11 protein-coding genes are annotated in these 13292 nt (G+C 70.3%); 7 read left to right on the forward strand and 4 right to left on the reverse strand.

Annotation, left to right across the window (positions count from 1 at the left end; genetic code table 11):
• The first annotated feature begins 11 nt into the window (after window positions 1-11).
• From ACOTKD_RS17935 to ACOTKD_RS17965, 7 genes are all read left to right on the forward strand, one after another.
• Window positions 12-1073, forward strand: a complete 1062-nt coding sequence (locus ACOTKD_RS17935) for an ABC transporter ATP-binding protein (protein ID WP_424889974.1) — start codon at window positions 12-14, stop codon at window positions 1071-1073.
• Window positions 1066-2136 carry an ABC transporter ATP-binding protein gene (locus tag ACOTKD_RS17940; RefSeq protein ID WP_424889975.1) on the forward strand — a complete coding sequence of 357 codons (1071 nt, stop codon included), beginning with the start codon at window positions 1066-1068 and terminating at the stop codon, window positions 2134-2136. Before ACOTKD_RS17935 ends, ACOTKD_RS17940 begins: the two co-directional genes overlap by 8 nt.
• Before the next feature lie 151 nt (window positions 2137-2287).
• The gene (locus ACOTKD_RS17945; protein WP_424889976.1) at window positions 2288-3907 is read left to right on the forward strand and encodes a peptide ABC transporter substrate-binding protein; all 1620 of its coding nucleotides are present in this window, start codon (window positions 2288-2290) and stop codon (window positions 3905-3907) included.
• A 7-nt stretch (window positions 3908-3914) separates the two neighbouring features.
• Window positions 3915-4838, forward strand: a complete 924-nt coding sequence (locus tag ACOTKD_RS17950) for an ABC transporter permease (protein ID WP_424889977.1) — start codon at window positions 3915-3917, stop codon at window positions 4836-4838.
• Window positions 4831-5805: an ABC transporter permease gene (locus tag ACOTKD_RS17955; RefSeq protein WP_424889978.1), complete on the forward strand. Its 975-nt coding sequence runs from the start codon at window positions 4831-4833 to the stop codon at window positions 5803-5805. The genes ACOTKD_RS17950 and ACOTKD_RS17955 overlap by 8 nt, the downstream gene beginning before the upstream one ends.
• 11 nt (window positions 5806-5816) lie before the next feature.
• On the forward strand, window positions 5817-6833 hold the full coding sequence (locus ACOTKD_RS17960) for an ABC transporter ATP-binding protein (protein ID WP_424889979.1): 1017 nt from the start codon (window positions 5817-5819) through the stop codon (window positions 6831-6833).
• Window positions 6823-7854, forward strand: a complete 1032-nt coding sequence (locus ACOTKD_RS17965) for an ABC transporter ATP-binding protein (RefSeq protein ID WP_424889980.1) — start codon at window positions 6823-6825, stop codon at window positions 7852-7854. Before ACOTKD_RS17960 ends, ACOTKD_RS17965 begins: the two co-directional genes overlap by 11 nt.
• Before the next feature lie 403 nt (window positions 7855-8257).
• On the opposite strand, the gene ACOTKD_RS17970 is transcribed toward ACOTKD_RS17965, so the two are convergent.
• The 4 genes from ACOTKD_RS17970 to ACOTKD_RS17985 all read right to left on the reverse strand — a co-directional run bounded on the left by ACOTKD_RS17970 (window position 8258) and on the right by ACOTKD_RS17985 (window position 13264).
• The gene (locus ACOTKD_RS17970) at window positions 8258-9346 is read right to left on the reverse strand and encodes an ABC transporter ATP-binding protein (protein WP_424889981.1); all 1089 of its coding nucleotides are present in this window, start codon (window positions 9344-9346) and stop codon (window positions 8258-8260) included.
• A gap of 95 nt (window positions 9347-9441) precedes the next feature.
• A complete protein-coding gene (locus ACOTKD_RS17975; protein ID WP_424889982.1) occupies window positions 9442-10458 on the reverse strand; it encodes an ABC transporter ATP-binding protein in 1017 nt (338 codons plus the stop codon).
• A gap of 10 nt (window positions 10459-10468) precedes the next feature.
• Entirely contained in the window at window positions 10469-11446 is a 978-nt protein-coding gene (locus ACOTKD_RS17980) for an ABC transporter permease (RefSeq protein ID WP_424889983.1), read from the reverse strand.
• 6 nt (window positions 11447-11452) lie between these two features.
• Window positions 11453-13264, reverse strand: coding sequence for an ABC transporter substrate-binding protein (locus tag ACOTKD_RS17985; protein WP_424889984.1), 1812 nt, complete (start codon window positions 13262-13264; stop codon window positions 11453-11455).
• Window positions 13265-13292 lie beyond the last annotated feature (28 nt).

Here is a 13292-nt window from a genome sequence, read left to right on the forward strand (position 1 = left end):
AGAACGTCCCGATGACCACGATCGAAAAGACCGAAGGGGCGGCCGGTTCCGCGCCGCAGGACGCCAAGCAGTCCGCGCCCCTGCTCGACGTGCGCGACCTGCACGTCGAGTTCAAGACCCGCGACGGCATCGCCAAGGCCGTCAACGGTGTCAGCTACAGCGTCAACGCCGGCGAGACCCTCGCCGTGCTCGGCGAGTCGGGCTCCGGCAAGTCCGTCACCGCCCAGGCCATCATGGGCATCCTGGACTCGCCCCCCGGCCGGGTGGCCGGCGGTGAGATCCTCTTCCACGGCCAGGACATCCTGAAGCTGCCGGAGAGCGAGCGGCGCAAGCTGCGCGGCCCGAAGATGGCGATGATCTTCCAGGACGCGCTGTCCGCCCTCAACCCCGTCTTCTCCGTCGGCAACCAGCTCGGCGAGATGTTCCGGGTGCACCAGGGCCTGTCGAAGAAGGACGCCAAGGCCAAGGCGATCGAGCTGATGGACCGGGTGCGCATCCCGGCCGCCAAGCAGCGCGTGGGCGACTACCCGCACCAGTTCTCGGGCGGCATGCGCCAGCGCATCATGATCGCGATGGCGATGGCCCTGGAGCCGGACCTGATCATCGCCGACGAGCCGACCACGGCCCTCGACGTGACCGTCCAGGCCCAGGTCATGGACCTGCTCGCGGAGCTGCAGCGCGAGTACAACATGGGCCTGATCCTCATCACCCACGACCTGGGCGTCGTCGCGGACGTCGCCGACAAGATCGCCGTGATGTACGCGGGCCGGATCGTGGAGACCGCGCCCGTGCACGAGCTCTACAAGCGCCCCGCCCACCCGTACACCCGAGGCCTGCTGGATTCGATCCCGCGCCTGGACCACAAGGGCCAGGAGCTCTACGCGATCAAGGGTCTGCCGCCCAACCTCCTGCGGATCCCCACCGGCTGCGCCTTCAACCCGCGCTGCCCCAAGGCGCAGGACGTCTGCCGCGCGGACATCCCCGCCCTCCTCCCGGTGACGGAGCAGGACGGCACCGAGCTCGACGGCCGCGGCAGCGCGTGCCACTTCTGGAAGGAAACGATCCATGGCTGACCTGAGCAAGCAGGCCGGGGCGGCCGGTCAGCGGGAGCCGATCCTCCAGGTGCGCAACCTCGTCAAGCACTTCCCGCTGACGCAGGGCCTGGTCCTCAAGAAGCAGGTCGGCGCGGTCAAGGCCGTGGACGGGATCTCCTTCGACCTCTACCAGGGCGAGACGCTGGGCATCGTCGGCGAGTCCGGCTGCGGCAAGTCCACGGTCGCCAAGCTGCTGATGACCCTGGAGACGGCCACCTCCGGCGAGGTCCTCTACAAGGGCCAGGACATCACCAAGCTGTCCGGGCGCGCGCTGAAGGCCGTCCGCCGCAACATCCAGATGGTCTTCCAGGACCCGTACACCTCGCTGAACCCGCGGATGACGGTCGGCGACATCATCGGCGAGCCCTTCGAGATCCACCCCGAGGTGGCGCCCAAGGGCGACCGGCGCAAGCGCGTCCAGGAGCTGCTGGACGTCGTCGGCCTCAACCCGGAGTACGTCAACCGCTACCCGCACCAGTTCTCCGGCGGTCAGCGGCAGCGCATCGGCATCGCCCGCGGCCTGGCGCTCAACCCCGAGATCATCATCTGCGACGAGCCGGTCTCGGCGCTGGACGTCTCGGTGCAGGCGCAGGTCATCAACCTGATGGAGCGGCTCCAGGACGAGTTCAACCTCTCCTACGTCTTCATCGCGCACGACCTGTCCATCGTCCGGCACATCTCCGACCGCGTCGGCGTGATGTACCTGGGCAAGATGGCGGAGATCGGCACGGACGCCGAGATCTACGAGCACCCGACGCACCCGTACACGCAGGCGCTGCTGTCGGCCGTCCCGGTGCCCGACCCGGAGGCCCGCGAGGGCCGCGAGCGCATCATCCTCACCGGTGACGTGCCCTCCCCGGCCAACCCGCCGTCCGGCTGCCGCTTCCGCACCCGCTGCTGGAAGGCGGAGGACAAGTGCGCCGAGGAGGTGCCGCTGCTGGCCGTGCCCACGCTCTACCAGGGCAAGGACACCCCGGCGGCGCACGCGTCGGCGTGCCACTTCGCGGAGGAGAAGCCGAGCGTGGTGGGTGCGGGGGCCTAGCCGGCCGACCGCTCGCACGGAAGGGCTCCCCCGGTGATCCGGGGGAGCCCTTTCGTGTGGTTCGTGCGGGGGAGGCCTCGCGGAGGCGCCGTGTGCGGCCATATCGGGTGTTATCTGGTCCTAAGTGATACTTAGGACCAGGAGGCACTCCATGCGTGGAGCCACGCGCGCCAGGTGGGCCGTCTGCGCCCTGTCGGCGGCGCTCGTCGCGGCTGCGGCCGGGTGCGGCGGTGGTGGCGGCGGCTCCGGCGTCGTCCGCGCCTCCTGGGGCGACCCGCAGAACCAGCTGGAGCCCGCCAACACCAACGAGGTCCAGGGCGGCAAGGTGCTCGCGATGATCTTCCGCGGGCTCAAGCGCTACGACCCCCGCAGCGGCGCCGCCGAGAACATGCTGGCCGACAAGATCGAGACCTCCGACCAGCAGAACTTCACCATCACCCTCAAGGACGGCTGGACCTTCTCCAACGGCGAGAAGGTCACCTCCAAGTCCTTCGTGGACGCCTGGAACTACGCGGCCCTCGTCGACAACAAGCAGAAGAACGCCTCCTTCTTCGAATACGTCGACGGCTACGACAAGGTCCACCCGTCCAGCGGACGCGCCACCGCCAAGACCCTCTCCGGGCTCGCCGTCAAGGACGACAAGACCTTCACGGTCAGGCTGCGCACCAAGTTCTCCACGTGGCCCGACACCCTCGGCTACGCCGCCTACGCCCCGCTGCCCCGCGCCTTCTTCGACGACCACGCGGCCTGGCTGCGCAAGCCGGTGGGCAACGGCCCGTACACGGTCGACTCGTACGCCAAGGGCTCGGCGATGAAGCTCACCCGCTGGGACGGCTACCCGGGTGACGACAAGGCCCGGAACAGCGGCGTGGAGCTGCGGGTCTACACCGACAACAACACCGCGTACACCGACCTGCAGGCCGGCAACCTCGACCTCGTCGACGACATCCCGAGCGCCCAGCTCAAGAACGCCAAGACCGACCTCGGCGACCGCTACATCAACCAGCCGGCCGGCATCATCCAGACCCTCGTCTTCCCCATGTACGACCCGAACTGGTCGAAGAGCGGCATGGAGAAGGTCCGCCGCGGCCTGTCCATGGCCATCAACCGCCAGCAGATCACCGACCAGATCTACCAGAAGACCCGCACCCCGGCCACGGACTGGACCTCACCGGCCCTCGGCGACCAGGGCGGCTACAAGGCCGGCCTGTGCGGCGACGCGTGCACCTTCGACGCCGCCTCCGCCAAGGCGCTCATCCAGGACGGCGGCGGCCTGCCCGGCGGCCGGATCACCCTCACCTCGAACGTGGACACCGGCTCCCACCGGGTGTGGATGGACGCCGTCTGCAACAGCATCAACAGCGCCCTCGGCAACGACAACGCCTGCGTCGTCAACCCGGTCGGCACCTTCGCGGACTTCCGCAACCAGATCACCGAGCAGCGCCTCAGCAACCCCTTCCGTTCCGGCTGGCAGATGGACTACCCGCTGATCCAGAACTTCCTCCAGCCGCTCTACTACACGGACGCCTCCTCCAACTACGGCAAGTTCAGCGACCCGCAGTTCGACAAGCTGGTCGACGAGGCCAACGCCGAGGGCTCCCAGAACGCGGCCAACGCCAAGTTCCACGACGCGGAGAGGATCCTCGCCCGCGAGATGCCCGCCATCCCGCTCTGGTACCAGAACGGCAGCGCCGGCTACTCCGAGCGGGTCTCCGACGTCACGCTCAACCCCTTCAGCGTGCCCGTCTACGAGCAGATCAAGGTCGGCTGACGCGTCCATGGGACGGTACGTGATCCGGCGCCTGCTCCAGATGGTCCCGGTGTTCATCGGCAGCACGTTCCTGATCTTCTTCATGGTCTACGCCCTGGGCGACCCCGTGGCCGCCCTCTTCGGCGACAAGGCGCCCGACCCCGCGACCGCCGCCCGCATCCGCCAGGAGCTCTACCTCGACGAGCCCCTGTGGAAGCAGTACGGGCACTACATGGGGCAGATCCTCTCGGGCGAGTTCGGCACGGCCTTCAACGGTCAGCCGGTCACCGAGCTGATGGCCGACGCCTTCCCGGTCACCCTGCGCCTCACCCTCGTCGCGATCCTCTTCGAGATCGTCTTCGGCATCACCCTCGGCGTCCTCAGCGGGCTGCGCCGCGGCCGCTCGATCGACACCACCGTGCTCCTGCTGACCCTGATCGTCGTCTCCATCCCGACCTTCGTCAGCGGCTACGTGCTGCAGTACCTCTTCGGCGTCAAATGGGGGATCGTCTCGCCGTCCGTGTCCCCCGAGGCCCCCTTCGACGAGCTGCTGCTGCCCGGCATCGTCCTCGCCCTCACCTCCCTCGCCTACGTCACCCGCCTCTCGCGCACCTCCATCGCCGAGAACTCCCGCGCCGACTACGTCCGCACGGCCGTGGCCAAAGGCCTGCCGCGCCGCCGCGTCGTCACCCGGCACCTGCTGCGCAACTCCCTCATCCCCGTCGTCACCTTCATCGGCACGGACATCGGCGCGCTCATGGGCGGCGCCATCGTCACCGAGCGGATCTTCAACATCCACGGCGTCGGCTACCAGCTCTACCAGGGCATCCTGCGGCAGAACTCGCCCACCGTCGTCGGCTTCGTGACCATCCTCGTCATCGTCTTCCTGCTGGCGAACCTGCTCGTCGACCTCCTCTACGCCGTGCTCGACCCGAGGATCCGCTATGCCTGAGCTCGATCCTTCCGACCCCGACGCGGCCGTCGTGCCCGCCGACGGCGCCGCGTCGTCCCTGGCCACCAGCGACGCGGCGACGCTCGAAGGCGGCCCGCTCCCCGGTGTCCCCACCAGCGGCAAGGCCCGCAGCCTGTGGTCCGACGCCTGGCACGACCTGCGCCGCAACCCCGTCTTCGTGGTCTCCGCGCTGATCATCCTCTTCCTGGTCCTGATCGCCCTGTGGCCCGGCCTGATCGCGAGCGGGAACCCGCTCCAGTGCGACCTCGCCAAGGCCCAGGAGGGCTCCCAGCCCGGCCACCCCTTCGGCTTCGACACCCAGGGCTGCGACGTCTACACCCGCACCGTCCACGGCGCCCGCGCCTCCATCACCGTCGGCATCTGCGCCACCGCCGGCGCCGCCCTCCTCGGCAGCGTGCTCGGCGGGCTGGCCGGCTTCTTCGGCGGCTGGTGGGACGCCCTGCTCTCACGGATCGCCGACGTCTTCTTCGGCATCCCCATCATCCTGGGCGGCCTCGTCTTCCTCTCCGTCGTCACCGGCGGCTCCCTGTGGCCCGTCGTCGGCTTCATCGTGCTGCTCGGCTGGCCGCAGATCTCCCGCATCGCCCGCGGCTCCGTCGTCACCGCCCGGCAGCACGACTACGTGCAGGCCGCGCGGGCCCTCGGCGCGGGCAACACCCGGCTGCTGCTGCGGCACATCGCCCCCAACGCCGTCGCCCCCGTCATCGTCGTCGCGACCATCGCCCTCGGCACGTACATCGCCCTGGAGGCCACGCTGTCCTTCCTGGGCGTCGGCCTCAAACCGCCCACCGTGTCCTGGGGCATCGACATCTCCAACGCCTCCACCCAGATCCGCAACGCCCCCCACATGCTGCTGTGGCCCGCGGGCGCCCTGAGCATCACGGTGCTGGCGTTCATCATGCTCGGCGACGCGGTCCGCGACGCCCTCGACCCCAAACTGCGCTGAGGAGCGGGCGGATGCACGAGGCACAGGAGGCGACGGCCGCCGCCGCACCCCTGCTGGACGTACGCGACCTGCACGTGGAGTTCCGCACCCGGGACGGCGTCGCCAAGGCCGTCAACGGCGTCAGCTACAGCGTCCGCGCCGGGGAGACGCTCGCCGTGCTCGGCGAGTCCGGCTCCGGCAAGTCCGTCACCGCCCAGGCCGTCATGGGCATCCTCGACTCCCCGCCCGGCCACGTCACCGGCGGCGAAGTGCTCTTCCGCGGGCAGGACCTGCTCACCATGGGCGGCGAGCGGCGCCGCCGGCTCCGCGGCGCCAAACTCTCCATGATCTTCCAGGACGCGCTGTCCGCCCTCAACCCCGTGATGAGCGTCGGCGCCCAGCTCGGCGAGATGTTCTCCGTCCACGACGGCATGACCCGCCAGGACTCCCGGGCCAAGGCCGTCCAGATGATGGAACGCGTCCGCATCCCCGCCGCCAAGGAGCGCGCCGGCGACTACCCCCACCAGTTCTCCGGCGGCATGCGCCAGCGCATCATGATCGCCATGGCGCTGGCGCTCGAACCCGACCTCGTCATCGCCGACGAACCCACGACGGCCCTCGACGTCACCGTCCAGGCCCAGGTCATGGACCTCCTCGCCGAACTGCAGCGCGAGTACCACATGGGCCTGATCCTCATCACCCACGACCTGGGCGTCGTCGCGGACGTCGCCGACAGGATCGCCGTCATGTACGCCGGGCGGATCGTCGAGACCGCACCCGTCCACGACCTCTACGCCGCGCCCGCCCACCCGTACACCGCCGGCCTGCTCGGCTCCATCCCCCGCCTCGACCACAAGGGCAAGGAACTCCACGCCATCAAGGGCCTGCCGCCCAGCCTCACCGACATCCCCGCCGGCTGCCCCTTCAACCCGCGCTGCCCGCGCGCCCAGGCGATCTGCCGCACCGACCGGCCGCCCCTCTTCGACGTCGCGCCCGGCCGCGCCAGCGCCTGCCACTTCTGGAAGGAGACCCTCGACGATGCCGGGTAACGGCGAGGCCATTCTGGAAGTGCGGGACCTGGTCAAGCACTACCCCCTCACCCAGGGAATCCTCTTCAAGAAGCAGATCGGGGCCGTGCACGCCGTCGACGGCGTCTCCTTCGACCTGCACCGCGGCGAGACGCTCGGCATCGTGGGCGAGTCCGGGTGCGGCAAGTCGACGGTGGCCAAGCTGTTGGTCCATCTGGAGCGGCCCACGTCCGGCCGGATCCTGTACAAGGGCGAGGACATCACGAGACTGTCGGGACGGGCGCTCAAGGCCGTCCGCCGCAACATCCAGATGGTCTTCCAGGACCCCTACACCTCGCTCAACCCGCGGATGACCGTCGGCGACATCATCGGCGAGCCCTACGACATCCACCCCGAGGTCGCGCCCAAAGGCGACCGGCGCGCCAGGGTCCGCGAGCTCCTCGACGTCGTCGGCCTCAACCCCGAACACATCAACCGCTACCCGCACCAGTTCTCCGGCGGGCAGCGGCAGCGGATCGGCATCGCGCGGGGGCTCGCCCTGCGGCCCGAGATCATCGTCGCCGACGAGCCGGTCTCCGCGCTCGACGTCTCCGTCCAGGCCCAGGTCGTCAACCTGATGGAGCGGCTCCAGGACGAGTTCGACCTCGCGTACGTCTTCATCGCCCACGACCTGTCGGTCGTCCGGCACATCTCCGACCGGGTGGCGGTCATGTACCTCGGGCGGTTCGCCGAAGCGGGCACGGACACCCAGATCTACGAACACGCCACGCACCCCTACACGCAGGCCCTGCTCTCCGCCGTGCCGGTCCCGGACCCGCGGGCGCGGGAGGCCCGCGACCGGATCATCCTGACGGGGGACGTGCCCTCACCGGCACACCCGCCGTCGGGGTGCCGGTTCCGCACGCGGTGCTGGAAGGCGCGGGAGAAGTGCGCCCGGGTGGTGCCGCCGCTGGAGATCCCGGACTGGTTCCTGGAGGGCGGCGGCCCGGAGGCGCACGCGTCGGCGTGCCATTACGCGGTGGAACGGCCGTCACCTGAGTGACGGCCGTTCCGGCACGGCCGGGGGTGCGCCTTGCCTGCGGCAGAGTGGCCGGGGCTCGCGCCTTCGTGGTTGCCTCGCGACAGCCCTCCGCCGCGGCGGGATTGTCCTGCCTGCGGCAGGAAGGCCGGGGGCTCGCGTCTTGGTCGTCGCTCGCGACAACCCTCCGCCGCGGTGGCGCTCAGCCCCCACCGGGGTGTCCGGCGGTGCCGTACGGCCTGGGCCGGCCGGGCACCGCCGGGCTGAGCCGTTGTGGCTGATCGCCGTCGCGGCGGGATTGCTTTGCCTGCGGCAGGAAGGCCGGGCGCTCGCGCCTTCGTCGTCGCCCGGCGACAAGCCTCCGCCGCGGTGGCGCTCAGTCCCCGCCGGGCTGCGTCGTTGTGGCTGATCGCCGTCGCGGCGGGGACTACTTACGGGCTGCCGTCGTCGGCGGCTCCGGGAAGTGGCATGCCGACAGGTGTCCTTCCCGCGAGCCGTCCGCACGGACGAGCGCGGGCGGCTCGGTCGCGCACTTCTCCCGCGCCTTCCAGCAGCGGGTGCGGAACCGGCACCCCGACGGCGGGGCGATCGGCGACGGAACGTCCCCGGTGAGCCGGATGCTCCCCCAGCTACCGCTGGGAGGTGCCCCCACGCGCGGCGGCGCCGAGCCGTCGCTCAGGACCGGCTCCGGCACCGCCGACAGCAGCGCGTGGGTGTACGGATGCCGCGGCCGCCCGTAGATGTCGTCCCGCGTGCCGGTCTCCACGATCCTGCCGAGGTACATGACCGCGACCCGGTGCGAGACGTGCCGGACGACCGCCAGGTCGTGGGCGATGAAGAGGAAGGCGATCCCCAGCTCCCGCTGCAGTCGCTGCAGCAGGTTGACGACCTGGGCCTGGATGGAGACGTCCAGCGCGGACACCGGCTCGTCGGCGACGACGACCTTCGGTTCGAGGGCGAGGGCCCGCGCGATGCCGATCCGCTGCCGCTGCCCGCCGGAGAACTCGTGCGGGAAGCGGTTGTAGTGCTCGGGGTTCAGGCCCACGGTCTCCAGGAGCTCCCGCACGCGCGCCTCGCGCCCGCCCCGCGGTTCGATGCCGTTGATCTCCATGGGCCCGGAGACGATCCGCCCGACGGTCTGCCGGGGGTTCAGCGACGAGTACGGGTCCTGGAAGATCATCTGGATCTCGGAGCGGACGGGGGCGAGCTGCTTGCGGCCGGCGCGGGTGATGTCCCGGCCCCGGTAGAGGATCCGCCCGGCGGACGGTTCCAGGAGCCGGGTGAGCAGCCGCCCCGTCGTGGACTTGCCGCAGCCGGACTCGCCGACGAGGCCGAAGCTCTCCCCGGCCCGTACGGTCAGGTCGATGCCGTCGACGGCCCGGACGGCGCCGACGGTCCTCCGGACGGGGAATCCGCCGCGCAGCGGGAAGTGCTTGGCGAGGCCCTCGGCGACGAGCAGCGGCTCGCCGGTCGCCCCGGCCTCGCGCGGGCCGGGCGGGGAAACCTTGTCGCTCATGCTGATGCCCTCTCCTCCGTGCCTCCGTGCCTCCGTCGTCCCGGGCGCCCGGGGGTGCCCGGGGCCCGCCCGTGCCGGGCGGACCCGCCCGGCGCTCAGCCCAGCCGGGGGCGGACCCGTTCCGCGAACAGGCTCCGCTGCCGTTCCTCCGGGAGGTGGCAGGCGGCTCCCCGCCCCGGCGGCAGCCCGGGCCGTTCCGTGCCGCACCGGTCCCCGCCCACGTCGGAGACGTACCCGCATCGCGGGTGGAAGGGGCAGCCCGGCGGCGGGGCGAGCAGGCTCGGAGGCGTGCCCGGGATGGGGGTGAGCGGCTCGTCGACGGAGGCGGAGAGCCGTGGCACGGAGCCCAGCAGCCCCCAGGTGTACGGGTGCCGGGGCGCCCGCAGGACCTCCCGTACGGGGCCCTGTTCGACGGCCCTCCCCGCGTACATCACGAGCAGGTCGTCGACGGTGCCGGCGACGACGCCCAGGTCGTGGGTGATGAGGATGATCGCCGCGCCGGTCTCCTGCTGGAGCTCCCCCAGCAGGTCGAGGATCTGCGCCTGCACGGTGACGTCGAGCGCGGTGGTCGGCTCGTCGGCTATGAGGAGTTCGGGGTCGCAGACCAGCGCCATCGCGATCATCGCCCGCTGCCGCATGCCGCCGGAGAACTGGTGCGGGTAGTCGTCCACGCGCAGCTCCGGCTGCGGGATGCCGACCCGCCGCAGCATCTCGACGGCCCGCAGCCGGGCCTCCCGGCGGGACGCGCCGGTGTGCTTGCGGTACGGCTCGGCGATCTGCCGGCCGACCGTGTAGTAGGGGGAGAGTGCGGTGAGGGAGTCCTGGAAGACCATCGCCGCCTTGTTCCCGCGCAGCTTCTCCAGGACGGACTCGGGCGCGCCGGTCAGCTCCTGCCCGTCCAGCAGGATCTCGCCGTCGATCTCGGTGGTGCGCGGGTCGTGCAGGCCGAGCACGGCGAGGTTGGCGACGGACTTCCCGGAGCCGGACTCGCCGACGATGCCGAGCGTGCGGCCGCGCTCCAGGGTGAAGGACAGGCCGTCGACGGCCCGTACGGTGCCGTCCTCGGTGGAGAAGCGGACGCTCAGGTCCCGTACGGAGAGAAATGCGGTCACGTCAGTCCCCCTAGGCGAGCCGCACGCGCGGGTCGATGACGGCGTACGCGGCGTCCACCACGATGTTGGCGACGACGATCGCCGTGCAGCCGACGAGCATCACGGCCATCAGCGTGGGCAGGTCGGTCTCGCTCACCGAGGACACCGCGAGCCGCCCCAGCCCGTGCAGGCTGAAGGTGAACTCGGTGATGATCGCCCCGCCGAACAGCGACCCGAGGTCGATGCCGAAGATGGTGACGATGGGCGCGAGCGCGCCCCGCCACGCGTAGCGGAAGAAGACCGTGCGCCGCCCGAGCCCCTTGGCGCGGGCGGTGCGCACGTGGTCCTCGCCGAGCTGTTCGATCATCTGGGAGCGCGTCATCCGGCTGTAGTTGGCGATGAAGATGATCGACAGCACCAGCCAGGGGATGAGCATCCCGGTGAACCACTTCACGGGGTTCTCGGTGATCGGGTAGTAGGCCGGGTTGTCCATCCAGTGCAGCCCGCTGACGAGCACGGCCAGCGCGATGACGCCGACGAAGTAGATCTGCAGGGAGTTGCCGACGAGCGACAGGGAGCTGAAGAACTTGTCGATCCAGGTGCCCCGGAAGGCCGCGGCGGTCATGCCGATGCCCACGCCGACGACGAGGAAGACGACGGCGCCGCCGAGCGTGATGGACAGGGTGGTGGGGAAGCGGTCCACGATGGTGCCCCAGACCGGCTGCTGGTTGGAGAAGGAGTAGCCGAAGCAGGGGGCCGGGCAGTGGCCGACGGTGAAGTCGCGGCCGGTGAAGATGCCCGCCATGTAGTGCCAGTACTGCACGGGGACGGGCTGGTCGAGGCCCAGGTTCTTGTTGATCAGGGCGACGGCGTCCGGGGTGCAGTTCTTGCCGCAGGACATCAGGGCCGGCTGGGAGGGCAGCGCGAAGAAGAGGGCGAAGGTGATCGCGCTGATGAGCACGATGATGACGAGGGCGCCGAGCGAGCGGCGGGCGAGGAAGCGCAGCACGGCCGGCTACTTCACGTAGACGCCGGTCGGGTCGACCGTCCCGTAGACCGGCTGGTAGCGGATGCCGCCCAGGTTCGAGCCCCACAGGGAGAACTGGGTGTTGTAGAAGGTCGGCACGCCCGGCACGTCCTCGGTGAAGATCTTGTCGGCGAGCTTCTGCCACTCGGGGGCGGCCTTCTTCACGTCCGGGATCGCGCTGATGCGGTCGATCTCGGTGTTGACGGCGGGGTTGTTGAGGTGGCCGTAGTTCTGGGCGCCGTCGGCGATCTGCCGGCCGTCGAACAGCGGCGGCACGACGGTCGAGGAGACGGGCCAGTCCGCGCCCCACGAGGTGCGGTAGATGTCGAACTTGTTCTTGACCTCGGCGATCGCGGTCCGCCAGGTGTTGGCGTCGATCTCCTTCTTCTGCACCTTGAAGCCGGCCCGCTCCAGGGCCTGGGTGACGACCACGGAGACCTTCTGCTGGAGGTCGGTGTTGGGGTAGGCGTAGACGATCTCCTGGCCCTCCTTGCCGGCCTGCCCCAGCAGCTCGCGGGCCTTGTCGGGGTCGCCGGCGGGCTTGGCCTTCTTCCCGAACGGGTCGGTCGGCCGGTAGCCGTCCATGGCGGGGGAGAGGTAGTTGGTGGCGAGCACCCCGGCGGTGGCGCCGCCCATCTGCTGGAGGATCTGCCCGTTGGGCATCGCGTACGCGAGGGCCTTGCGGACGCTGACGTCCTTGATCCGGTCCATGTTGAAGCTGATGTAGTCCACGTACGGCTGGATCTCCACGAACCGGCGCGCCTTGGTGCCGGCCTGGCCGAGGACCTTCTCGGTCATCTCCGGGGCGACGGCGTTGGTGAACGAGAGGGTGTTCTTGTCGGCGCCCTGGTCGGCGAGGAAGCGCCGGGTGGAGTCCGCGTACTGGTGGCCGAAGCTGATCTCGAACCGGTCGGCGTACTGGTGCCGGATGGGGTCCGTCTTGGCGTCCCAGTTCTCGTTGCGGACGAGAGTGAGGGATTTGCCCACCTTGTAGTCGCCGACCTTGTAGGGGCCGGAGGAGAAGGGGGCGTTGTCGTACTTGCGCTGGGTGTCCTTCTCGGCCTTGACGGGCCCGATGTTCGGCATGGCGGTCGCGAACGGGGCGTCGGCGTGCGGCTGGCGGAAGTGGAAGACGATCGTCTTGTCGTCCGGGGTGTCCAGCACGGACGCCGGCAGGTGGGCGCCCTTGTACGGGCCGTCGGGCAGCGCCTTGCGGAAGTCGGTGCCGTCGCCGGAGAGCCACTGGGGGACGTACAGCGGGCCGTCGGTCTCGAAGGCCGCGTACAGCCGCTCGACGCCCCAGCGCACGTCCTTGGACGTGATCGGCGAGCCGTCCTCGAACTTCAGCCCGTCCTTGAGGGTGAACTTCCAGGTCTTCCCGCCGTCGGAGGCGGTGCCCGCGTCGGTCGCGAGGTCGCCGACGACCTTGGCGCGGCCCTTGTCGTCCATCTTGTACGAGGTGAGCGTGCGGTTGTAGAGCAGCTGGTTGGCGAGCATGTCGCTGTAGTAGATCTGCCCGGGGTCCAGGTGCACGAAGGCGTCGCGCTGCAGGACGCCGACCGTGCCGCCCTTCTTCGCACCCGGCACCTCGGGGGCGGGCCCGGCCGAGTCCTCCTTGGTGCCGATCGAGTAGTTGGAGGAGGTGGTCTTGTCCTTGCCGGGGCCCTCGCTCTTGTCCCCGCTCCCGCCCCCGCCGCCTCCGCTGCTGCACGCGGAGAGCACGAGGGCGCCGGCGGCGAGGGCGGCGGCGGAGGCGGCGAGCCGGCCTCTGCTCCTGTGGGATCGCGTCGTGGGCTTCATGGCTCGATGCACCTGCCTGTCCGTCGCT

This window comes from Streptomyces sp. XH2, from assembly GCF_049725035.1.
Taxonomy (GTDB): Bacteria; Actinomycetota; Actinomycetes; order Streptomycetales; family Streptomycetaceae; genus Streptomyces; species Streptomyces roseoverticillatus.

Bases quoted from the DNA above. Each gene is read 5' to 3' on its own strand.
- ACOTKD_RS17935 (WP_424889974.1), top strand. From the start codon at position 12: ATGACCACGATCGAAAAGACCGAAGGGGCGGCCGGTTCCGCGCCGCAG.
- ACOTKD_RS17940 (WP_424889975.1), top strand. From the start codon at position 1,066: ATGGCTGACCTGAGCAAGCAGGCCGGGGCGGCCGGTCAGCGGGAGCCG.
- ACOTKD_RS17945 (WP_424889976.1), top strand. From the start codon at position 2,288: ATGCGTGGAGCCACGCGCGCCAGGTGGGCCGTCTGCGCCCTGTCGGCG.
- ACOTKD_RS17950 (WP_424889977.1), top strand. From the start codon at position 3,915: ATGGGACGGTACGTGATCCGGCGCCTGCTCCAGATGGTCCCGGTGTTC.
- ACOTKD_RS17955 (WP_424889978.1), top strand. From the start codon at position 4,831: ATGCCTGAGCTCGATCCTTCCGACCCCGACGCGGCCGTCGTGCCCGCC.
- ACOTKD_RS17960 (WP_424889979.1), top strand. From the start codon at position 5,817: ATGCACGAGGCACAGGAGGCGACGGCCGCCGCCGCACCCCTGCTGGAC.
- ACOTKD_RS17965 (WP_424889980.1), top strand. From the start codon at position 6,823: ATGCCGGGTAACGGCGAGGCCATTCTGGAAGTGCGGGACCTGGTCAAG.
- ACOTKD_RS17970 (WP_424889981.1), bottom strand. From the start codon at position 9,346: ATGAGCGACAAGGTTTCCCCGCCCGGCCCGCGCGAGGCCGGGGCGACC.
- ACOTKD_RS17985 (WP_424889984.1), bottom strand. From the start codon at position 13,264: ATGAAGCCCACGACGCGATCCCACAGGAGCAGAGGCCGGCTCGCCGCC.